General features: G+C 68.5%; 12 protein-coding genes. 8 read left to right on the top strand and 4 right to left on the bottom strand.

The features are described 5' to 3' along the window. Nucleotides 1–55 precede the first annotated feature (55 nt). Both U5805_RS25250 and hpnC read right to left on the bottom strand, forming a co-directional pair. On the bottom strand, nucleotides 56–1,231 hold the full coding sequence (locus U5805_RS25250) for a glycosyltransferase (protein ID WP_322106237.1): 1,176 nt from the start codon (nucleotides 1,229–1,231) through the stop codon (nucleotides 56–58). Further along, a complete protein-coding gene (gene hpnC / locus U5805_RS25245; protein ID WP_322106236.1) occupies nucleotides 1,228–2,097 on the bottom strand; it encodes a squalene synthase HpnC in 870 nt (289 codons plus the stop codon). The genes U5805_RS25250 and hpnC overlap by 4 nt, the downstream gene beginning before the upstream one ends. Nucleotides 2,098–2,275: 178 nt before the next feature. Between hpnC and U5805_RS25240 the strand changes: the two genes are divergently transcribed. The 3 genes from U5805_RS25240 to hpnH all read left to right on the top strand — a co-directional run bounded on the left by U5805_RS25240 (nucleotide 2,276) and on the right by hpnH (nucleotide 4,751). Then, on the top strand, nucleotides 2,276–2,569 hold the full coding sequence (locus U5805_RS25240; RefSeq protein ID WP_322106235.1) for a hypothetical protein: 294 nt from the start codon (nucleotides 2,276–2,278) through the stop codon (nucleotides 2,567–2,569). Between the two features lie 71 nt (nucleotides 2,570–2,640). Continuing rightward, complete coding sequence (gene ispH / locus U5805_RS25235) at nucleotides 2,641–3,585, top strand: 4-hydroxy-3-methylbut-2-enyl diphosphate reductase (protein WP_322106234.1); 945 nt, start codon at nucleotides 2,641–2,643, stop codon at nucleotides 3,583–3,585. Between the two features lie 11 nt (nucleotides 3,586–3,596). Further along, entirely contained in the window at nucleotides 3,597–4,751 is a 1,155-nt protein-coding gene (hpnH, locus tag U5805_RS25230) for an adenosyl-hopene transferase HpnH (RefSeq protein ID WP_322106233.1), read from the top strand. A gap of 129 nt (nucleotides 4,752–4,880) precedes the next feature. On the opposite strand, the gene U5805_RS25225 is transcribed toward hpnH, so the two are convergent. After that, a complete protein-coding gene (locus U5805_RS25225) occupies nucleotides 4,881–5,108 on the bottom strand; it encodes a hypothetical protein (RefSeq protein ID WP_322106232.1) in 228 nt (75 codons plus the stop codon). 241 nt (nucleotides 5,109–5,349) lie between these two features. On the opposite strand from U5805_RS25225, the gene U5805_RS25220 reads away from it, so the two are divergent. The 3 genes from U5805_RS25220 to U5805_RS25210 all read left to right on the top strand — a co-directional run bounded on the left by U5805_RS25220 (nucleotide 5,350) and on the right by U5805_RS25210 (nucleotide 17,897). Beyond that, a complete protein-coding gene (locus U5805_RS25220) occupies nucleotides 5,350–6,753 on the top strand; it encodes an autotransporter strand-loop-strand O-heptosyltransferase (RefSeq protein ID WP_322106231.1) in 1,404 nt (467 codons plus the stop codon). Between the two features lie 179 nt (nucleotides 6,754–6,932). Further along, nucleotides 6,933–17,024, top strand: a complete 10,092-nt coding sequence (locus tag U5805_RS25215; protein WP_322106230.1) for an AIDA repeat-containing protein — start codon at nucleotides 6,933–6,935, stop codon at nucleotides 17,022–17,024. A gap of 228 nt (nucleotides 17,025–17,252) precedes the next feature. Beyond that, entirely contained in the window at nucleotides 17,253–17,897 is a 645-nt protein-coding gene (locus U5805_RS25210; RefSeq protein WP_322106229.1) for a response regulator transcription factor, read from the top strand. 92 nt (nucleotides 17,898–17,989) lie between these two features. On the opposite strand, the gene U5805_RS25205 is transcribed toward U5805_RS25210, so the two are convergent. Then, complete coding sequence (locus U5805_RS25205) at nucleotides 17,990–18,598, bottom strand: ABC transporter substrate-binding protein (RefSeq protein WP_322106228.1); 609 nt, start codon at nucleotides 18,596–18,598, stop codon at nucleotides 17,990–17,992. A 194-nt stretch (nucleotides 18,599–18,792) separates the two neighbouring features. Between U5805_RS25205 and U5805_RS25200 the strand changes: the two genes are divergently transcribed. Both U5805_RS25200 and U5805_RS25195 read left to right on the top strand, forming a co-directional pair. Further along, on the top strand, nucleotides 18,793–21,420 hold the full coding sequence (locus U5805_RS25200) for an MMPL family transporter (protein WP_322106227.1): 2,628 nt from the start codon (nucleotides 18,793–18,795) through the stop codon (nucleotides 21,418–21,420). Beyond that, entirely contained in the window at nucleotides 21,417–22,436 is a 1,020-nt protein-coding gene (locus tag U5805_RS25195) for a VacJ family lipoprotein (RefSeq protein WP_322106226.1), read from the top strand. The genes U5805_RS25200 and U5805_RS25195 overlap by 4 nt, the downstream gene beginning before the upstream one ends. Nucleotides 22,437–22,440: the final 4 nt, after the last annotated feature.

Genomic DNA, 22,440 nt, shown 5'->3' with positions numbered 1-22,440 from the left:
AAGCCGTCGATGTCGACGGCTTTTTTTGTTTCGAAGCGGCCTGGGCGGCCGTTGATCAGCGCTGAACCGGCGCCTGCACGCGCGCTTTCCACTGGCCGCCCTTGCCGCGCCAAAAGCGCCACGCCGAAGCGAACGTCGCGCCCACGTAGAACAGCGCCACGAGCGGCAGGAACGGCGCCCACAGCGGCGAGCGGCGATAGTACGCGAGCATCGGCGCATAGGCGCAGCACATGAGCGCCCACGCCAGCCACGCGGGCCAGCCTTGCGGACCCAGCGCCAGCGCGATCGCGGGCGGCGCGAGATAGATGATCGCCATGCCGAGCAAGGTGCCAGCGAGCTGCCACGCCGAATAATGCAGTTGCGTGAACGCCGTGCGCGCGATCATGTTCCAGATGTCCTTCCACGAATCGTACGGGCGCAGCGACACGCTTTTCGCGGCCACGTCCAGGCGGATCGGATGCTGTCCTTCGCCGCGATGCTTGATGCGCGCGGCGAGGCTGCAATCGTCGATGAGTTCCGCGCGGATCGACTCGATGCCGCCGGCCTCTTCCAGCGCCGTGCGCCGCACGAGCATCGTGCCGCCCGCCGCCGCCGCCGTTTTGTTGCGCGGATTGTTGACCCATGCGAACGGATAGAGCTTCGCGAAGAAGAACACAAATGCCGGAATGAGCGCCTTTTCCCAGAACGAGTCGCAGCGCAGGCGCACCATCAGCGAGACGAGATCGCGGCCTTCCGCGAGCGCGCGCACCACGAGCTGCGCGACGGCCTCGGGCGGATGGCCGATGTCGGCGTCGGTGAGCAGGAAGAAGTCGGCGGGCAGGCCGAGCGTGCGCACGGCTTCGATGCCTTGCGACTGCGCCCACACCTTGCCCGACCAGCCCGCGGGCAGCGGCTTCGCGGCGATCACGCTGAGCTTTTCGGGGCATTGCAGCGCGAGCGCGGCGGCGCGCGCGGCTTCGGCGGTGCCGTCGGTGCTGTGATCGTCGATCACGACCACATGGAAGTCGCCGCCGTAGTTCTGCTCCAGCAGCGACGTGACCGCTTCGCCGATGGCGTCGGCTTCGTTGCGCGCGGGCACCACGGCGCACACGGCGGGCCAGCCGTCCGCCGGCTCGACGAGCGGCAGCGGCGCGGCCGGACGCGCGCGCCAGAAGCCGCCGCGCGCGAACACCAGCACGAGCCAGATCAGCAGCGAAAGACAGGCAACCGCGAAGAGAATCATTGTTGTCATGCGTTGTTACTCTCGATCGAAGGCGCGCGCACGCTCACGCGGCGCGACAGCCACATGGTGGCCGTGCGCAGCAGCACGACGGCCCAGTCGGTGACGCGCAGCGCGGGCCGCGCGCGAAATACGTCGTAGCCGTTGCGCTCGATCACTTCGAGCATGCGCAGGCCGCCGTGTACCACGCTGCACAGTTCCAGCCCGAAGCGGCCCGGCACGCGCAGCGCGAGCGGCGCGCCGCTCACCATCAGCGCCCGCGCGCGCGCCACCTCGTTGGCCATCAGCGCGCGCCAGCCGTCGTCGACAATGCCCGCCGCGATCTGCGCCTCGGTCACGTTGAAGCGCTCGCGGTCCGCGAGCGGCAGATAGATGCGGCCGCGCTGCCAGTCGGCGCGCACGTCCTGAAGAAACGTGATGAGTTGCAGCGCCGTGCAGATCGCGTCGGAATCGGCAAGATTCGCGGGTGTGGCGACGTCGATCAGATGCAGCATCAAATGGCCGACCGGATTCGCCGAGCGATGGCAAAAATCGAGCAGCTCGAAATGGTCGTGATACCGCGTGGTGTCGATATCCTGATCGAACGCCGCGACCAGCTCGTAAAACGGCGCGAGCGGCAGCCGGCGCTCGCGCACGACGTCCGCGAGTTTGGCGAATAGCGTGGGATGCACCGGCGCGAGGCGTCCTTCGCCCACGGCGTCGAGGCCATCGCGAAAATCGGCGAGGCGCGCGTGGCGTTCGCTGGGAAGCCAGTCGCCTTCGTCCGCGATGTCGTCGAGCGTGCGCGCGACGTGGTAGATCACGCCGACCGGCGCGCGCAGCGCCTTCGGCAGCAAGACGCTCGCTACCGGAAATGTGTCGTAGTGGTCGGGTTCCATCGGGCGCCTGAATTGGGGTCGTTTCCCAAGGCGCCATCCCGGCGCCGCAGGACGCGTTAGTTTAAGGGCATCCGCGCGATGATGCACCGCGCAAAGAATGTTCAGTGAGCGTAAGGGTATTGATGCGCGTCGATGCGGGACGGCCGCGTGGTCGGGCGTGGTCGCGTGTTGAAGCCCGTTGTCGCGCATTGTCGCGCATGGTCGTATCAGCCGCCTTTGCCTACCGCCGCGACGCATTTCCGGCCGTTTCCGCCCGCAAGCGGCGGAAATTCGTGTGTTCGAGCGCATTTTCCTGCGGTTTATTCATCGCGCATACCGCAAAAACACCGTGGGCGCGCCGGCTCGCGCACCCGGCCGTCGCGTGCGCGCCGCAGCCGGTGGAGCGCCAGTCAGCAAAGGCGCGGCGATGGAGTTAAAATGCGCCCTTGGTTTTTATTCCGTCTTTTTTGCGACGGATTTTTGCACTTACTAAATAGACGCTGCGGCGGCCAGATCCGGTTACCGGTTGGGCCGAAACTGCTGGCGGTCGGAGTTCTTCACCCTATGCGAGTGATCCTTGCCCAACCCCGCGGCTTTTGTGCGGGGGTTGTCCGCGCCATCGAAATTGTCGATCGCGCGTTGCAGAAGCACGGCGCGCCGGTCTACGTGCGTCATGAAATCGTCCACAACCGGCACGTGGTCGAAAACCTGCGCAACAAGGGCGCACGCTTCGTGGAAGAACTCGACGAAGTGCCGGAAGGCGCCGTGGCGATTTTCAGCGCGCACGGCGTGGCGAAAACCGTGGAACGCGCCGCCGAGGAACGCGACCTCGACGTGCTCGACGCGACCTGCCCGCTCGTCACCAAGGTGCACGTGCAGGGGCGCCAGTACGTGAGCGCGGGCCGCACGCTGATCCTGATCGGCCACGCCGGTCATCCGGAAGTGGAAGGCACGATCGGGCAGATTCCCGGCTCGGTGCTGCTCGTGCAGAGCGAAGCCGATGTCGCGAAGCTCGATCTGCCGCTCGACATGCCGCTCGCGTACGTGACGCAAACCACGCTTTCGGTGGACGACACGCGCGGCATCATCGACGCGCTGCTTGCGCGGTTCACCGACATCGTCGGCCCGGACACGCGCGACATCTGCTACGCCACGCAGAACCGGCAGGCGGCGGTGCGCGAATTGTCGGAACTGGTCGATGTTTTGCTCGTGGTGGGCGCGACCAACAGCTCGAACTCGAATCGCCTGCGCGAGATCGGCAGCGAAACGGGCGTGGCGAGCTACCTCGTCGCGGACGGCTCGGAAGTCAAACCCGAGTGGTTCGCGGGCGTGCAGACCGTGGGTATCACGGCCGGCGCGTCGGCGCCCGAAGAGATGGTTGAGAACGTGATAGACGCGCTGCGCGCGTTGGGGCCTGTCGAGGTGTCGACGATGGCGGGCCGTGAAGAAAAAGTCGAATTCAAGCTGCCGTCGAAGCTGTTGCAACCGCTCGTCGCGCGCGAAGTTTAAGGAGGACACTCTTGTCTATTCCGCTGCTCCAGAAAGTCCGCGTTGGCGCCTATATCTTCCGCCAACATTTCGGCGGCAACAAACGCTACCCGCTCGCGCTCATGCTCGAGCCGCTGTTCCGCTGCAACCTCGCCTGTAACGGCTGCGGCAAGATCGACTACCCCGATCCCATCCTGAACCAGCGCCTGTCTCTGGCGGAATGCCTCGAAGCCGTGAACGAGTGCGGCGCGCCCGTGGTTTCGATCGCGGGCGGCGAGCCGCTGCTGCACAAGGAAATGCCGCAGATCGTCAGGGGCATCATGGCGCGCAAGAAGTTCGTGTATCTCTGCACGAACGCGCTGCTCATGGAAAAGAAGATGGACGACTACGAGCCGAATCCGTATTTCGTCTGGTCGGTCCACCTGGACGGCGACCGCGAGGCGCACGATCACTCGGTCTCGCAGGAAGGCGTGTACGACAAGGCCGTCGCGGCCATCAAGGAAGCCAAGCGCCGCGGCTTTCGCGTGAACATCAACTGCACGCTGTTCAACGACGCCGTGCCGGAACGCGTGGCGAAGTTCTTCGACACGGTGGGCGAGATCGGCGTGGACGGCATCACGGTGTCGCCGGGCTATGCCTACGAGCGCGCGCCGGACCAGCAGCACTTCCTGAACCGCGACAAGACCAAGAACCTGTTCCGCGAAATCTTCAAGCGCGGCAACAACGGCAAGAAGTGGTCGTTCAGCCAGTCGAGCCTGTTCCTCGACTTCCTGGCCGGCAACCAGACCTACGAATGCACGCCGTGGGGCAACCCGGCGCGCACGGTGTTCGGCTGGCAGAAACCGTGCTATCTGGTCGGCGAAGGTTACGTAAAGACCTTCAAGGAACTGATGGAAACCACCGACTGGGACAAGTACGGCACGGGCAAGTACGAGAAGTGCGCCGACTGCATGGTTCACTGCGGCTTCGAGGCCACGGCCGTGATGGACACGGTTGCGCACCCGCTCAAGGCCGCGCGCGTCGCGCTGGCGGGCCCGCGCACCACGGGCGCGTTCGCGAGAGATATCCCGCTGGACAACCAGCGCCCGGCGGACTACTACGTGTTCTCGCGTCACGTCGAGATCAAGCTCGAAGAGATCAAGAACTCGGCCAAGACGAAAAAGCCGGTGACGGTCGCGGCAAGCTAAGCCGCCAGGCGCCGCCACGAAGCGGCGCTGTCGGACCCCAAAAGGGCGCAACGGATTATTCGTTGCGCCCTTTTTAATTTAGCGGACTCGCACCGCCTATTGCGCTTATAATCGCGGCTGCGCGAATCTTTATCCGAGAAAACCCGCATTGTAAGCATTTCGAAAATGAATTCTCGCTTGAAAGCGTAAATATTTCCGGTAAAATTTGCGGTATTCCGGCGTGCGTCGAAAACCGCCCCGCTTCACGCAGATCGGCGCTTTCTGCACCGCGCCCGCGCCGCGCCTCTCTTCCTCCGCCCGCTCCCCGCCTGGCTTTGCCGCTTTTCGGCAAACAATATTTTTTCGCACGGCGCTCAAGTTTCAAATCCTTACGTCGTATACGCGTGCGTGTAACACCGCCTCGTGATTTTAAGCGCCAATTAAAAGCCACAAAGGGTTCTAAATCCGCGTTGCCGCGTGTTGTAATAAATCTGAAAATATCGAAGCCGTATATCGCTGCCAGCCAGTCAATGATAAATCGACCTTAACTGGAGCAATACCGCATGTCCGGTTGTGAAAACGCATCGCGCCGGTTTTCATTCCAGTTCTGGTCCGACACATGACTGCTTCGATTCCTCACGAAATCCTCGCCGTGCCCGCGGCAGGCAACCCCGCGAGCGCCGCCGCGCCCGTTTCCGCTCCGGCTTGCGCGAGCGCGCCTTCCAGACCGCCGTTCCCGCCGCCCGCGAGCGTGCCGACGCAGGAAGCGCTGCAAGGCGTGCGCTTCGACTTCAACGACGGTTGCCGCGTGGTGCTGCCCGAAGGCGAGTGGCACGTCGTGCTGCGCGACTACGAAACCGACAACGTGCTGTTCGAAACCGATATCGGCGCGGGCTCGGTGGCGAGCGCGAAAAAGTATTTCGTGCCGTTCGAAGTGCAGATCCAGCAGCGCGGCAAGCGCGCCGACGCCGCCTTCATCCATCGCTACGACGCGAAGGACCGCGAGGTGCTGATCCAGTTTCCCGTGGGCACGCTCGGTGATCTGATGGGCTGGTTCCCGTACGCGGTGAAGTTCCAGCGCCAGCACGGCTGCAAGTTGACCTGCGCGATGGGCGCGCTGATCGCGCCGCTCTTTCGCAGCGCCTATCCGGAAATCGAATTCGTCACGCACGAGGACGTGCAGCCCGAGCGCTATTACGCGACCTACAACGTCGGGCTCTTTTTCGACGACGCCAACCACGTCTTTCAGCCCGCCGACTTCCGTCACGTCGGGTTGCATCGCACGGCCGGCCACATTCTGGGCGTCGATCCCGAGGAAATGCGCCCGGAGATCGCGCTCAAGGACGACAGCCGCCCGATCGAGGAGCGCTACGTCTGCATTGCCGTGCAAAGCTCCACGCAGTGCAAGTACTGGAATCACCCGACCGGCTGGCGCGAGATCGTCGCGTTCCTCAAGGAGCAAGGCTATCGCGTGATCTGCATCGACCAGAAGGCCACGCACGGCTCGGGACTCGTCTGGAATCACATTCCGCACGGCGCCGAGGATCAGACCGGCGACAAGCCGCTCGAAGAACGCGCGCGCTGGCTGCGTCACGCCGACTTCTTCGTGGGGCTGTCCAGCGGCCTCGCCTGGCTCGCCTGGGCGTGCCGGACGCCGGTCGTGATGATCAGCGGCTTCACGATGGAAAACAACGAATTCCACACGCCGTTTCGCGTAATCAACTACCACGCGTGCAACGGCTGCTGGAACGACGCGAGCCAGCGCTTCGATCATCAGGACTTCTTCTGGTGTCCGCGCCACAAGGACACGCCGCGCCAGTTCGAATGCACGCGCCTCATCACGCCCGAGCAGGTGAAGCGCACGCTGCGGCGCATTCCCGGCTTCGGCGCGAACGCAGCACGCGCAGCGAACGAAGCAAACGAAGCACGCGCAACGAACGAAGCAAACGCATCGAACGCAGCACGCGCAACGAACGCATCGAACGCAACGAACGCAGCGAACGAAGCGCAAGCGAGCGCCTGAACCCGCGCCGCGCCTCGCACCCATTCCCACGCTCGAGCGACATCGCACGCCGATGGCCGCGGCATCGCCGCTCGACGCATGAATAGCCCGATTCCGCCCGACGAGAGGCGGATAGCACGAGAGACCAACGTCCCGCCGCGCGCCTTTCGCGCGCCGGGGCGGCACAACTGTCATCAACAATGAAGCCGATCACCTTCCGCCGTAAATTCTGCCAACACGTCTTCGGCAATCGCCGGCGCCGTGTTTCGCGCCTGCTCGCGGGCCTGTTTTCGCTGCTCGGCCTGCACGCCGTCATGGCGACGGCCACGCCCGCGCCTCCCGCCTTCACGTCCGACGTCACGAGCGGCGTCATCATCAACGGCGAAACGGTCACGGACGGCACGCAGATTGTCGAGCCGAGCGGCGCGACCGCCAACGTCGCCGTGGGCGGCGGCGGCCTGCAATACGTCTCCGCGGGCGGCAGCACGACCGCCACGCGCGTGAACAGCGGCGGCGCGCAAACCGTGCGCGGCACCGCAACGGCAACGACGGTCAACGCGGGCGGCACGCAGAACGTGTCGAGCGGCGTTGCGTCGTCGACCACGATCAACGCAGGCGGCACGCAAAACCTCTCGGGCGGCACCGCCGCCGCGACCACGATCAACGCGGGCGGCGCGCAAAACGTGTGGGCCGCCACCGCGAATTCGTCGACGGTCAACGGCGCGCAGAACGTCAACTCGGGCGGCGTGGCCAATTCGTCGACGATCGGCAGCGGCGGCGTGCAGACGGTGTATGCGGCGGGCGTCGCCTCCACCACGACGGTCAGCGCCGGCGGCACGCAGGACGTGGCGAGCGGCGGCCGCGCCACGGGCGTGACGGTTTCGTCGGGCGGGCATGAAGCGATCGCGGCGGGCGCGACGGTAACGGGTCTTGTGCTTTTCTCGGGCTCGACCATTTCGGCCACCACTTCGGGCACGGTCTCCGGCACCAACGCCAACGGCACGGCCTTCACGACGACCGCGGGCGTCGCCACCGGCTACGTGCTCACCAACGGCAGCGAGCTCGACGTGCTCGCGAACGAGCATTCGAGCGGCACGGTCGTGAGCTCGGGCGGCACGGAAGTGGCGTTCGCCAACGGCGTCGCCTCGAATACGCAGGTGCTGGGCGGCACGCAGAACGTGAGCGGCGGCATTGCCGTTTCCACGCTCGTGACGAGCGGCGGCGCGCAAAACGTGACGGGCGCGGGCGCCGTGGCGAGCTACGCGAACATCACGAGCGGCGCCACCCAGACGGTGGCCAACTCGGGCCTCGCCAATTCGGCCGCCGTCAGTTCGGGCGGCAGCCAGATCGTTTCGGCGGGCGGCTCCGCGAACCGGACCTCGGTCGGCTACGGCGGCACGGAAACGATCGCGGGCGGCGCGGCCACTTCCACCACGGTCAATTCGGGCGGCAGCGTCAACGTGTCGAGCGGCGGCACGCTGAACGCGGCGCTCGTCAACTACGGCGCGTCGGCGACCGTTTCGGCGGGCGCCACCGCAAACGGCTCCGTGCTGAGCGGCAGCTATCCGTACTACGCCACGCAGTCGGTCGCGGGCACCGAGAACAACACCACCGTCGGCACCGCCTCCATCGACACGGTGCAGACGGGCGGCGTGGCCAACGCAACGCTCGTGAGCGGCACCAACGCCACGCAGGTGGTCAGCTCCGGCGGCGCGACCAACAACGCCGTGGTCTCCAGCGGCGGCAACGTCGACGTGCATTCGGGCGGCAGCGCGACCTCCGGCACCGTCAATTCGGGCGGCACGTTCACGATCGAATCGGGCGCCACGGCCACCGGCATCGTGCAGAACGCGAACGGCGGCCTCGTCGCCACGACCTCGTCGACCGTGCTTTCGGGCACCAACACGCGCACCGACAACGGCAACGGCTTCACGATCCAGGACAACGTCGCCACGCACACGCAGATCGTGGGCACGGGTCATCTGACCGCGCTCTCGGGCGGCCTCGCCAGCGACACCGTGTATTCCGCGGGCGGCATCCTGCAAGTCGATGCGGCCGGCACCGCCGACGTCGTCTCGCAAGGTTCGGGCGGCCAGATCATCACCAACACCTCGGCGACGATCGTCAACGCGTCGAACGCCACCAGCGGCGCCTTCTACGTTTCGAACAACGTGGCGTCGAACGTCGTGCTCGACGGCAGTGCGGCCAAACTGACCGTGAACAACGGCGGCTACGCCAACCAGACGACGCTGCTCGCCGGCACGCTCGAAGTGGACGCGGGCGGCTCGGCCAATCTGGTGATGCAAAGCGCCGGCGGCGGCCTCATCACCAACACCTCGGCGGTCATCACCAGCGGCACCAACCACAACGGCAACTTCACGGTGTCGGGCAACGTGGCGAGCAACACGCTGATCGAATACACCGGCGTGCTCACCGTGCTCAACGGCGGCAGCGCGACGGTCACGGAAGTCGGCGCGGGTGGCAACACCATCGTCAACGACGGCGGCATTGCGCTCGCGACGACGGTCGACCGCAACGGCCGCTTCGAAGTCGACGCGGGCGGCTTTGCGGATCAGGTGATGGTTTCGTCGGGCGGCGCGCTCGTCACCAACACCTCCGCGACGATCACCAACGGCACCAACAAGGACAACGTCGCGTTCTCGGTGAGCGGCAACGTCGCCACCAACGTGATCCTCGAAAACGGCGGCCAGTTGACCGTGCTTTCGAGCGGCACGGCGTCCAGCACGCTCGTCAGCAGCGGCGGCAATCTCACGGTTTCGGGCGGTGTGGCCCAGGACGCGACGATCAGCGCCTATGGCACCGGCGTCGTGAGCGGCGGCACGCTCAACAACGCGACCGTCAGCAATTCGGGCACGCTCACCGCTTCGGGCGGCGTGACCAACGACACGACCGTGACTTCGGGCGGCACGGTGTTCGTGCGCGCAAGCGGCGTGACCCGCGACACGACGCTCGGCGCGGGCGGCGCGGAATACGTGGGCGGCGGCGTGGCGAGCGGCACGCTCGTGCTGGCCGGCGCGAACGAATACGTGACCGGCGGCGCGACGAGCGGCACGGTGATCTCGGGCGGCACGCAAATCGTCTCGGCGGGCACGACCTACGACACGCAGTTCGACAGCGGCGCGCTGTACGTTTCGGGCGGCGTCGCGAGCAACACCCGTGCGGCGACGGGCACGACCGTCAACGTGGTGGGCGGCGCGACGGTCGGCACGCAACTCGCCGCCGGATCGACCGAAGCCGTCACGAGCGGCGCGGCGAGCGGCACCGTCGTCAACAACGGCGCGACGCAGACGATCGCGCAATACGCGCGCGCCTCGGGCACGCAGATCCAGGGCGGCGGCAGCGAATGGGTGAGCGGCGCGAGCGAGGGCGCGGTGGTGTCGGCGGGCGGCAGCCAGACCGTCAACGGCAGCGCGGCCTCCACGACCTCGGCCACGGTGCTGGCGGGCGGCGCGGTCACGCTCGCCAACAGCGCGGCGGCGGCGGGCCTGCAACTTGACGGCGGCACGCTCGCCGTTTCGGCGGGTGCGCGCGCCACCAGCACGAGCGTTTCGTCGGGCGGCGCGCTCTCGATCCTCAACGGCGGCTCGGGCAGCGCCAACTCGATCGGCGCGGGCGGCACCGAAACCGTCGCCAATGGCGGCGTGACCACGAGCGACCGCATCTCGGGCGGCACCCAGCAGATCCAGAGCGGCGGCATCGCGAACGCGGCGACCGTCAGCGCGGACGGCCAGCAGAACGTGGCGGCGGGCGCGCTCGCGAGCGGCACGACGGTTTCGTCGGGCGGCACGCAGAACGTGAGCGGCGTGGCGAGCGGCACCGCCGTGCGCGGCGGCACGCAGGCGGTGCAGGCGGGCGGCGTGGTGTCGGCAACCACCGTCTACGGCGGCACGCAGCAGATCGGCACGGGCAGCGTCGCGCGCGGCACGGCCGTCAGCGGCGGCCAGCAGCAGGTGCTCGCGGGCGGCCAGGCTTATGGCGATACGGTCGCGGCGGGCGGCACGGTCGCGGTGGCGTCGAACGGCGCGGTTTCCGGGCTGACGATGAATTCGGGCGGCGCGCTCACGCTTTCGGGCGGCGGCTCGGCGCTCGGCGTGACCGAAAACGCCGGCTCGATCCTGACTGCCGACACGGCCGGCCTGCTCTCGGGCACCGGCCCGAGCGGCGACTTCCGCATCAGCGGCAACGTGGCGTCGGGCGTGCAGGTGATGAACGGCGGCAGCCTCACGGTGCTCGCGGGCGGCTCGTCGCTCAACACCGTGGTCGGCAACTCGGGCCACGAAGCGGTGCAAGCGGGCGGCGTGACCACCGGCGCGACCGTGCAGGCGGGCGGCGAACAGCAGGTGCAGGCGGGCGGCCAGTCGGTTTCGGCGACGATCTCCGGCACGCAGGACGTGGACGGCGCGGCGACGGGCACCGTCGTCGCGGCGGGCGGCACCCAGAACGTGAACGCCGACGCGAGCGCCACGGGCACGGTCGTGAGAGCGGCCGGCTCGATGACGATCGCGGCGGGCGGCGCGGCGGCCGGCGCCGTGATCTCGGGCGGCACGCAAACCGTGCAGGCCGGCGCCACGGCGACCGGCACCACCATCAGCGCGGGCGCGCAGAACGTCGCGGGCACGGCAACCGGCACGGTCGTGAGCGGCGGCGCGCAAAACGTGAACTCGGGCGGCGAAGCGGACGGCACGCAAATCTACGCGGGCGGCGCGCAAAACGTCGCGGGCGGCGTGGCGAACTCGGCGTCCGTGCATACGGGCGGCACGCAGCTCGTGAGCGGCAACGCCAGCGCCGAAGGCACGCAGGTGCTCGCGGGCGGCACCGCCAGCGCCGTCTCGGGCGGCTCGCTCGACCACGCCGTGGTGTCCGGCGGCGGCGCGGCAATTCTCGGCGCGGGCGGCGTTTCGACCTCGGCCACGCTGCTTTCGGGCGGCACGCAATCCGTTCTCGCGGGCGGCGCCGCGGACCTGACGACGGTGTCGAGCGGCGCGCGCCTGAGCGTCGCGGCAAACGGCAGCGCGGGTTCGGCTTCGGTGCAAGGCGGCGGCACGCTGGCGGTTTCGGCGGGCGCGACGGCCACGAACGTCGATCAGCAAGCGGGCGCGGCGCTCATCACCGATACGGGCGCAACCGTCGACGGCAACAACGCAAACAGCGCGTTCTCGATCTCGGGCGGCGTCGCGAGCAACGTGCTGCTCGAAAACGGCGGCTCGCTCAACGTCGCTTCGGGCGGCAGCGCGGAGGCCAGCACGGTCGGCGCGAACGGCACGCAGAACGTGGCCTCGGGCGGCGCGGCCAGCGGCACGCAAGTGATGAGCGGCGGCGCGGAAAACGTCGCGCAAGGCGCCAGCACGAGCGCCACGACGGTGTTCGCGGGCGGCTCGCAAACCGTGAGCGCGGGCGGCGCGGCAAGCGGCTCGGTGCTTTCGGGCGGCACGCAGAACGTGGCGGGCAGCGCCACCGACACGGTGGTCGCGAACGGCGGCAGCCAGGTGCTCACGAGCGGCGCGAGCGCCGGCAACACCAGCGTCGGCGCGGGCGGGCAGCAGCGCGTGAGCGGCGGCGTCGCGAGCGGCACCACGGTTTCGACGGGCGGCGTGCAGCAGGTGGAGGGCGGCAGCGCGTTGGGCACGACGCTCTCGGGCGGCACGCAAAGCGTGAGCTTGCTCGGCAGCGCGAGCGGCACGACGGTCGGCAGCGGCGGCGTGCAATCCGTCGCCTCCGGCGGCACGGCCACGGCCACCGACGTGCAGTCGGGCGGCACGCAGAACGTGGGCGCAAGCGGCGTCGTGTCGGACGCGCACGTCGAAGGCGGCGCGCAGCAGAACGTGGACGCGGGCGGCGCGGCATCGGGCAGTCTCGTCGATGCGGGCGCGACGCAAGTGGTCTCGGGCGCGGTGATCGACACCGTGCTTTCCGGTACGCAAACGCTCTACGGCACGGCTTCGGGCACGACCGTGGCGGGCTCGGGCGCGCAGCAAAGCGTGATGTCGGGCGGCACGGCCACGGGCGGCAGCGTCGAGGGCGGCGGTGTGCAAAGCGTGGCGTTCGGCGGCAGCGCGGCCGGCACGACGATCGGCGCGAGCGGCACGCAGAACGTCTCGGGCATCGCCACCGGCACGGTGGTCTCCGGCGGCGCGCAGACCGTGGCCGCGGGCGGCTTCGTCATCGGCGCGACTTTCGACGGCGGCACGCAAACCGTCTCGGGCACGGCGCTCGGCACCACGCTCGACGGCGCGACGCAAAACGTCGCTTCGGGCGGCGCCGCGTCGGGCACCAATGTCGGCAGCGGCGCGGTGCAGACGGTCGCGAATTCCGGCTCGGCGAACGCCACGGCGGTCGGCGCGGGCGGCGCGCAAAACGTGCTGTCGGGCGGCGTCGCGAGCGGCACCACGCTGGCCTCGGGCGCGCAACTCACGCTCACGGGCGGCGGCACTGTCGACGGTCTCGATCAACAGACGGGCGCCGCGCTCGTCGCCGATACCTCGGGCACGATCCTCAACGGCAGCAATACGTCGGGCGCGTTCTCGGTGCGCAGCAACGTGGCTTCGGGCGTGCTCGTCGCGGACGGCGGCGCCTTCACGGTGCTCTCCGGCGGCAGCGCGTTCGGCGACCACGTGGGCAGCGGCGGCACGGAAACGGTCGCGGCGGGCGGCACGGCCAGCGGCACGGCGGTCGCGGGCGGCGGCACGCAGGCCGTCTCGGGCACCGCCAGCGGCACGGTGGTGGGCGCGAGCGGCACGGTGAACGTCGCCTCGGGCGGCGTGGCCGACAACGCGATCGTCGCAAGCGGCGGCGCCATGCACGTTTCGGGCACCGCGAGCGGCACGCAGATCAACGCGCATGGCACGGTCGAGGTCGTTTCGGGCGGTCAGGCCAACGCCACGCAGATCGGCGGCGGCGGCGCGCTCACGGTGTCGGCCGGCGGCGCGGCCAGCGCCACGCAGGTCGGCTCGGGCGCCGTGGAAACGGTTGCTTCGGGCGGTCTTTCGCAGGACGCCACGGTGGCGAGCGGCGGCAAGCAGTCGGTCGCCGCGGGCGGCACGGCGAGCGGCACGACGGTTTCCGGCGGCGGCTTGCAGGACGTGCAGTCGGGCGGCGTCGCGGCGGGCACGCAGGTGCGCTCGGGCGGCTTGCAGAACGTGCAGGCCGGCGGCAGCGCGGTGCTCACGCTGGTCGGCAGCGGCGGCACGCAGTACGTGCAGACGAGCGGCACGGCGCTGAACACGACCGTGGCGAGCGGCGGCACGCAGAACGTGGCCTCGGGCGGCATCGCCTCGGGCACGCTGGTGAGCGCGGGCGGCACGCAGAACGTCTCGGCGGGCGGCAGCGCGGGCGCGGTCACGGTCGCGAGCGGCGGCACGCAGTATGTGTCGTCCGGCGGCGTGGCGAGCGGCGTGGCGGTCACGGACGGCGGCACGCAGTCGGTCGTCTCGGGCGGCGCGGCCAGCGGCACGACCGTGTCGAGCGGCGGCACCCAGGCGGTGTCGTCGGGCGGCAGCGCGACCAGTTCGGTGGTGTCGAGCGGCGGCTCGCAAACCGTGGTGTCGGGCGGCGCGGCCAGCGGCACGCTGGTGCTCTCGGGCGGCCAGATCACCGTGTCGAGCGGCGGCACGGGCGGCAGCATCACCGTGCTCGGCGGCGGCTCGGCCACGGTCACGAGCGCGGGCAGCGCGACCCTCGCGCAGAGCGCGGGCGCGGCCTTCACGGGCAACACCTCGGCGACGGTGAGCGGCAGCAACGCGAGCGGCGCGTTCCAGGTGGCGGCCAATTCGGCGACCAACGTGCTGGTGGAAAACGGCGGCACGTTCACGGTGCTTTCGGGCGGCGTGACGAGCGGCACGAACGTCGGCTCGGGCGGCACGGAAGTGGTTTCGGCGGGCGGTCTCGCGCAAGGCTCGGTGATCTCGGGCGGCACGCAGCAGGTTTCGGCCGGCGGCGGCGCGGTGAGCGCCACGGTCGGCGGCGGCGGCACGCAGCACGTCGCGGCGGGCGCGAGCGCGCAAGGCACGCTGGTTTCGGCGGGCGGCACGCAAACGGTCGCGGGCACGGCGAACAGCACGACGGTGGCGGGCGGCGCGCAAAACGTCTCGTCGGGCGGCGTCGCGCAAAACACCGTGGTGTCGAGCGGCGGCACGCAGACGGTTTCCTCCGGCGGCGCCGCGAACCAGACGACGCTCGCCGCGAGCGGCACGCAAACGCTGCTCGAAGGCGCGGTGGCGAGCACCACCGTCGTGAACAGCGGCGGCACGCAAAACGTGCTGGCGGGCGGCGTGGCCAACGACACGACCATCAACGCGGGCGGCCGGCAATACGTCGACGGCGTGGTCATGGGCTACGCGAACAACGCCGTGGTCAACAGCGGCGGCGTGCAGCAAGTCGCGTTCGGCGGCACGGCCACGGGCACGCTCGTGAACAGCGGCGGCTTGCAGGAAGTGCAGGCCGACGCCATCGCCGACCAGACCATGCTCGCGGGCGGCACGCAGGTGGTCAGCTCCGGCGGCACGGCTTCGGATACGACCGTCGACGCGGGCGGCACGCAGCTCGTGCATTCGGGCAGCACCGTGTCGAACACGGTCGTGAACAGCGGCGGCACGCTCACCGGCGACGGCGACGTGGCCGGCGTCACCGTCACGAACGGCGGCCTCGTGCAAAACCTCGCGAGCGCGAGTCTCGGTATCGTCGATAACGGCGGCACCGTGCAGGTGGATACGGCCACGGCGGCGAACGTCGCGGTGAACGCAGGCGGCACGCTCTACGGCAGCGGCACGCTCACCGGCAACGCGACCATCAACGCGGGCGGCACGCTCGCCGCGAAAACGCCGGGCAGCCCGTTGCACATCGTCGGCAATCTGGCGATGAACGACGGTTCGCAGTTCGTGGTGAGCGCGACGGCGGCGGGTCAGGCCGGCAGCGTGGCCGTGAACGGCGACGTCGCCCTCGCGTCGAGCGGCACGAACGGCGGTTCGAAGGTCGTCGTCACCGCCGGCCCGGACAACTGGAAGCCGAACACGACCGTCGCGATCCTCACCTACACGGGCACGCGCACCGGCGAGTTCGCGGGCGTCACGACCGACTACGCGTACCTCGCGCCCACGCTGAGCTACGCAGGCCAGGAAGTGGATCTCACGCTGAACATCGCGTCGATTTTCTGGCAGACGGGCCTCTTCGCGGGCTTCGGCATGGTCGGCCAGAACCAGAACCAGTTGCAGGTGGCGAGCGCGCTCAACCGCATCTACGCGGCGGGCGCGAGCGGCAACGCCATCACCGGCGCGCTGCTGATGCAATCGACGGCGGGCGCGCGCGGCGCGCTCGCGCAGATGGCCGGCGACGAAGGCGCGAACCTGCTGCGCGTGGCGCGCCAGAACGCCGAGGCGCTGCAAAACACGGTGGGCGATCGCCTGACGGCGGCTTCGATGGCGCGTCCGTCGAACGATCTGTGGGCGCAGGTGCGTTACGGCCAGTCGCACGACTCGGGCGACGCCTCGGTGGGCAGCTCGGCGCTCGACGTGCGCACGAGTTCGCTCACGGTCGGTTACGACCGCGTGGTGCTGCGCGACGTGCGCGTGGGCGTGGCCGTCGATGCCGACTACAGCGACCTCGGCTTCGACGAGCCGGGCGCGAGCGGTCATGCGAACGGCTGGCAAGCGCTCGTGTACGGCGCGTGGACGCCGGCGGAACAGCCGTTCTACGCGCGGGCGATGGTCGGCACGGGACGCTGGGCCAACTCGGTGAACCGTTCGGTGACGCTCGGCGACCTGAGCGGCAATCCGCGCGGCAGCGTGCAGACGCAATCGGCCACGGCATATGTCGAGAGCGGTTTGAGCCTGCATCTGCGTGACGACATGACGCTGCAACCGTACCTTGGCGTGCGCTTCGGCCACTACGGCCAGGCGGGCTACACCGAAAGCGGCGGCGGCCTGTTCGATCTCGCTTACCAGGGCACGGGCCAGGCGGCGACGACGGGCGTGGCCGGCGTGCGTTATCTGTTCACGCAGCAGCGCAGCGGCGGCGGCACGAATACGTGGGAAGTCGACGCGAACGTGCAGCAGCGCTTCGGCAGCACGAGCCAGACGGTCAACGCGGCGTTCGCGAGCGCGCCCGACTACGTGTATCAGGCGGGCGGCACGCCGCTCGCCCGCACGATCGCGCACGTGGGCACGGGCGGCGAGTGGGCGGTGGGCAAGCACGCCTCGGTGTTCGCGCGCGTTTCGGCGGACGTCGGCAACCACGAGCAGAACTACAGCGGCGTGGCGGGCTTGAACTGGAAGTGGTAAGGGCCTGGGGGAAGCGGCTGGCAGAGCGCTTTCCTCGTCCGCCGGCAAATCGGCGCGGCGCGTTTTGGCGGCGCGCGCTTCGTGAACGTCGACTGAAAACGCGCCGGCCTCTCGCGGGCCGCGCGGCATTTATCGCGAAAAACCGGCGCGCCGGCGGGATATCGCCGCCGCGCCGCGCACGCCCGGTTATGCTTGCACACCTGGCGTCGAAATCGGATTTTCACCGCAATGAATGTCAATCAACCCGCGAAAACCGCGCGCCTCGTGCTCGTCGACGACCATCCGCTCGTGCGCGACGGTCTGCGCGCGCGGCTCGAAGCCGTACCCGGTTTCGAAGTCGCGGGCGAAGCGGGCAACGCGAGCGAAGCCATCGCGCTCGCGGCCACGCTCGAACCCGACCTCGTGCTCATGGACGTGGGCATGGCGGGCATGAACGGCATCGCACTCGCGGGCATTTTTCACGAGCGCTTTCCCGCCATTCGCGTGCTGATGCTTTCCATGCACGACAACGTGCAGTATGTGAGCGAAGCCGTACACGCGGGCGCGAGCGGCTATGTGCTGAAGGATTCGCCGGCCACGGAAATCATTCGCGCGATCGAAGCCGTGCTGGCCGGGCAAACCTATTTCAGCGCGGCGCTGAGCGCGCGCATGATTCAGGCGTCGGCGCGCAACGCGCCCATCGAGCGCCTCACGCCGCGCGAGCGCGACATGCTGGATGCGCTCGCCGAAGGACTGTCGAGCAAGCAGATCGCCCAGCGCGAAGGGCTTTCGGTTCGCACGGTGGAAACGCATCGGCTCAATCTCAAGCGCAAGCTGGAGATAGAAGGTCAGGCGGAGTTGATCAAGTTCGCGGTGGAGCACCGCCGGAAATGACGCGGGCGGCTCGCATGGCGAAGCCGCCCGTTTTCACGTCTACATTGAGCACGACGATAAGTGCTCGACTGCGCGCGCTCGACTACGCGCGTTCAACTGCGCGCGTTGTGATCGACGAGAAACTTGATGAGCCCGTCGATGCCGCCTTTCGCGATCTGGTCGGCGAATTGCGTTTGATACACCTGAATGAGCCACGCGCCCATCATGTTGATGTCGTAAATCTTCCAGCCGCCGGCGCCCTTCTCCATGCGGTAGTCGATGGCGTCGTCGCCGCCGTTGCTGATGACGTGCGATTGCACGACCGTGTCTTTCGCGCCCGCGCCCGTGTTGGACGGCACGAACTTGAACGTCACCTGCGTGTCGCGAAGCTGCGCGAGCGAGGACGCGTAAGTCTTCACCAGCAGGAGCTGAAATTGCTCATAAAGCTTCTGCTGCTGTTCGGGCGTGGCGGTCGTCCATGCCTTGCCGATGGCGATGCGCGTGGTCCGCTGAAAGTCCGTGGCCGGTACGAAATGGGTCTCGACCACCTGCGTGATCTTGTTCATGTCGCCGCCCTTCGCTTGCGGGTCGGCTTGCATTGCCTTCACGGTGCCTTCGACTGCGGCCTTCACCACGGCGTCCGGCGAGGACTGCGCGAAAGCGGCGCTCGATGCGCCCGTGAGACAGGCGGCGGCGAGAAATGCGGTCAAGTAACGTTTCATACGCTCTTCTGGAACAGTGAGAACAGGCGCCAGCCTGACGCGGGAGACCGCGCCGCCGGCTGAGCCAGTATAACGGCTTTGACGCACGCGCTCCGTGGGCGAGGTTGCGCGCCTCCCGCGCCGCAACGGGCGAGGCCGGTATACTTGAGCGCTTCGCGTCAAAAAACCTAAATTGACAAGGCCCCCTCGCCTGTATGTTGAAGCCATTCATCGTTCATCTCGTCGCCTGGTCGGTGCGCCGCGCGGCGTGGGTCATCGCACTTGCGATCGTGCTTGCCGTGCTGAGCGGCGCGTACGTCGCGAAACATTTCAAGATCAACACGGACGTCAGCGGTCTCGTCGAGAACAACGCCGAATGGGCCGCGTTGAGCGACGCCAAGAACCAGGCCTTTCCGCAGCGCGCGAGCTCGCTGCTCGTGGTGGTGCAGGCCGACGCGCCCGAACTCGCTGACGCCGCCGCCGACAAGCTCGCGCAGGCGCTCAAGCAGGACACGCGCGAATTCAGCTCGGTTTCGCAGCCCGCGGGCGGCCCGTTCTTCGAACATAACGGCCTGCTGTTCCCGTCGACGCAAACCGTGCTCTCCACCACGGGCCAGCTCGTGCAGGCGCGCCCGCTCGTCAACCAGCTCGCGAAAGACCCGAGTCTCGCCGGCCTCGCGAGCACGCTCACCACCACGCTGCAACTGCCGCTCACCATCGGTCAGGTGAAACTGCCGCAAATGGCCAACCTGCTGGGCAGCGCCGCGAACGTCGTCGACCAGGTGCTCGCGGGCAAGCCCACTGCGTTCTCCTGGCGCGCGCTCGTCGACAAGGACGCGGCCGCGAAGCCCGCGTTCGCGTTCGTGACCGTGCAGCCCGTGCTGAACTTCGCCGCGCTCAAGGCCGGTGCGAACGCCGACGAAGCCATTCGCGCGGCCGCCGCCTCGCTGCACCTCGACGCCGAATACGGCGCGCATATCCGCCTGACGGGCGAACAACCGCTCGCCGACGACGAATTCGCCTCGGTGCAGCAAGGCGCCGCGCTCAACGGCATCATCACGGCGATCGTCGTGCTCGTGATCCTGTGGCTCGCGCTGCGCTCGGGCCGCCTGATCGGCGCGGTGCTCGTCACGCTCGTCGTGGGCCTCGTCGTCACGGCGGCGCTCGGGCTCATGATGATCGGCTCGCTCAACATGCTTTCGGTCGCGTTCATGGTGCTGTTCGTCGGCCTGGGCGTGGACTTCGGCGTGCAGTTCGGCGTGAAGTATCGGGAGGAGCGTTTCCAGGACAACCGGCTCGACGCCGCGATCCTCAAAACGGCGCGGCTGATCGGCCTGCCGCTGACGCTGGCCGCCATCGCCGTCGCCGAAAGCTTTTTCTCGTTCATGCCGACCGCGTACCGCGGCCTTTCCGAACTCGGGCAGATCGCGGGCGTGGGCATGTTCGTCGCGTACTTCGCCAACATGACCTTGCTGCCCGCGCTCATCAGCGTGTTCAAGCCGAAGGGCGAGCGCGCCTCGCCGGGCTTCGCGTTTCTCGCGCCCGTGGACACCTGGCTCGCCGAACATCGCAAGCCGGTGCTGATCGGCACGCTCGTGGTCGTGCTGGGCGCGTCGCCGCTGCTGCTGCATCTGCGCTTCGACTTCAATCCGCTGCATCTGAAAGACCCGCATACGGAGTCGATGGCCACGCTCATCGCGCTGAAGAATTCGCCCGTCATTTCCATCAACGACGTGAGCGTGCTCGCGCCTTCGCTTGCCGAAGCCGACCAGATCGCCGTCAAGCTCGCGAAGCTGCCCGAAGTGGCGCGCGCGGTGACGCTCAGCTCGCTGATTCCCGAGGATCAGCAGCAAAAGCTCATGCTGATTTCGAGCGCCGCGCAGCAGTTGATGCCCGCGCTCACGCAGCGGCCCGCCTCGCCCGTCACCGACCAGGTTCGCGCCGACACGCTCAAGCGCGCGGCCAACCAGCTCGCGCTCGCGGCCGGCGACCATCCGGGACCGGGCGCCGCCGAAGCGAAGCATCTTTCCGATTCGCTGATGAAGCTCGCCGCCGCGAGCCCCGCCACGCGCGAGCGCGCCGAGCGCGCGTTCAGCTTGCCGCTCACGCTCGCGTTCGCGCAACTGGAACGCCTGTTGCAGCCCACGCCGATCACGCGCGAAAATCTGCCGCCCGAGATGGTGCGCGACTGGGTGGCGCCGGGCGGCCAGGCGATCGTGGACGTCGCGCCGCGCGTGCCGCCGGGCGTCGACGCCAACGACGACGCGATGCTCGCGCGCTTCTCGCACGCCGTGAAGAAGGCCGAGCCGCGCGCGATCGGCGGCCCGATCTCGATCCTGCATTCGGCCAACGTCATCATTCTTGCGTTCCTGCAAGCGGCGGCGTGGTCGGTGCTGCTCATCACGGTGCTGCTGTGGATCACGCTGCGCCATTTCGGCGACGTGCTGCGCACGCTGATTCCGCTGCTGGTTTCGGCGCTCGTCACGCTGGAGCTATGCGTGGTGTTCGGCATCCAGCTCAATTTCGCGAACATCATTGCGCTTCCCCTGATGCTCGGGGTGGGCGTGGCGTTCAAGATCTATTTCGTGATGGCGTGGCGCGCGGGTCAAACCGGGCTGCTCCATTCGAGCCTGACGCACGCGGTGCTGTTTTCCGCCGCGACCACGGCCACGGCGTTCGGCAGCCTGTGGCTTTCGCATCATCCGGGCACGTCGAGCATGGGCAAACTGCTCGCGCTGTCCTTGTTCTGCACGCTGATCGGCGCCGTGGTGTTCCAGCCGGTGCTGATGGGCAAGCCGCGCGCCAAGCGCGCACGATCGGACATTCAGGGGATCGACCGATGAAGAAAAAACGCGCCGCGCTCACCATGGCGGCGGCCAGCCTGACGCTCCTCGCGACGTCGGGTTGCGCCACGGGCCCCGACCGCAAGCCGGGCGACCCATTCGAACCCGCGAATCGCGCGATCTTCAAGTTCAACGACGCGCTCGACACGCACATCGCGCAGCCGATCGCAAAGGGCTACCAGAAGGTGACGCCGCAGCCGCTGCGTCAGGCGATCACGAACTTCTTTTCGAATATCGGCGACGTGAGCAACTTCGCCAACGACGTTCTGCAACTGAAAGTCACCGACGCCACCGAAGACCTCATGCGCATCGCCATGAACTCCACCTTCGGCCTGGGCGGTCTGATCGACTTCGCGACGGCGGCGGGGCTGCCCAAGCATCACCAGGACTTCGGCCTGACGATGGGCCACTACGGCGTGCCGGCCGGCCCGTATCTGGTCTTGCCGCTGTTCGGGCCGAGTTCGGTGCGCGACGGCATCGGCATGGGCGTCGAAACCAAGTTCAACATCCTCAACTACATCGAGCCGGCGGTGCGCAACCCGATGTACGTGACGCAGTTCGTGAGCGCACGCGCCGACTTGCTGGGCGCGACCGACCTGCTGCAACAGGCCGCGCTCGACAAGTATTCGTTCGTGCGCGACGCGTACCGCCAGCAGCGCCAGTCGATGATTCGCGGCTCGCAAAGCAACAACGCGCCGCTGCCCGATTACGGCGATCCGGGCGACACCGGCGACGGCGGGAAGTCGAACGGCGAGAACGGCTTGCCGAATTACGAAGATCCGGGCGAGTCGAGCGGCGCGGCTTCGGGCGCGGCGGCGAGCGGTGCAACGGCGACGGGAACGAGCGGCACGAGCGCCGCAACCGGCACGGCGGGCGCGGGCGCGGCGGGCGGTGCGGGTCCGGGCGCGGCGGCGGCGGCGGGAACGGCGGGCGTACCGGCGGCGTCGGCGCCTCGCGGGGCTTCGGCGGCGAAGGCGACCCAGGCCGTGCCGGCTTCGGCGGCGTCGGCGCCTTGACACG

Origin of the sequence: Paraburkholderia sp. J41, from assembly GCF_905220235.1 — a bacterium.
Classification (GTDB): Bacteria; Pseudomonadota; Gammaproteobacteria; order Burkholderiales; family Burkholderiaceae; genus Paraburkholderia.
This window is presented reverse-complemented; position numbering and strand designations above follow the sequence as displayed.

Bases quoted from the DNA above. Each gene is read 5' to 3' on its own strand.
- U5805_RS25250 (WP_322106237.1), bottom strand. From the start codon at position 1,231: ATGACAACAATGATTCTCTTCGCGGTTGCCTGTCTTTCGCTGCTGATC.
- hpnC (WP_322106236.1), bottom strand. From the start codon at position 2,097: ATGGAACCCGACCACTACGACACATTTCCGGTAGCGAGCGTCTTGCTG.
- ispH (WP_322106234.1), top strand. From the start codon at position 2,641: ATGCGAGTGATCCTTGCCCAACCCCGCGGCTTTTGTGCGGGGGTTGTC.
- U5805_RS25220 (WP_322106231.1), top strand. From the start codon at position 5,350: ATGACTGCTTCGATTCCTCACGAAATCCTCGCCGTGCCCGCGGCAGGC.
- U5805_RS25215 (WP_322106230.1), top strand. From the start codon at position 6,933: ATGAAGCCGATCACCTTCCGCCGTAAATTCTGCCAACACGTCTTCGGC.
- U5805_RS25210 (WP_322106229.1), top strand. From the start codon at position 17,253: ATGAATGTCAATCAACCCGCGAAAACCGCGCGCCTCGTGCTCGTCGAC.
- U5805_RS25205 (WP_322106228.1), bottom strand. From the start codon at position 18,598: ATGAAACGTTACTTGACCGCATTTCTCGCCGCCGCCTGTCTCACGGGC.
- U5805_RS25200 (WP_322106227.1), top strand. From the start codon at position 18,793: ATGTTGAAGCCATTCATCGTTCATCTCGTCGCCTGGTCGGTGCGCCGC.
- U5805_RS25195 (WP_322106226.1), top strand. From the start codon at position 21,417: ATGAAGAAAAAACGCGCCGCGCTCACCATGGCGGCGGCCAGCCTGACG.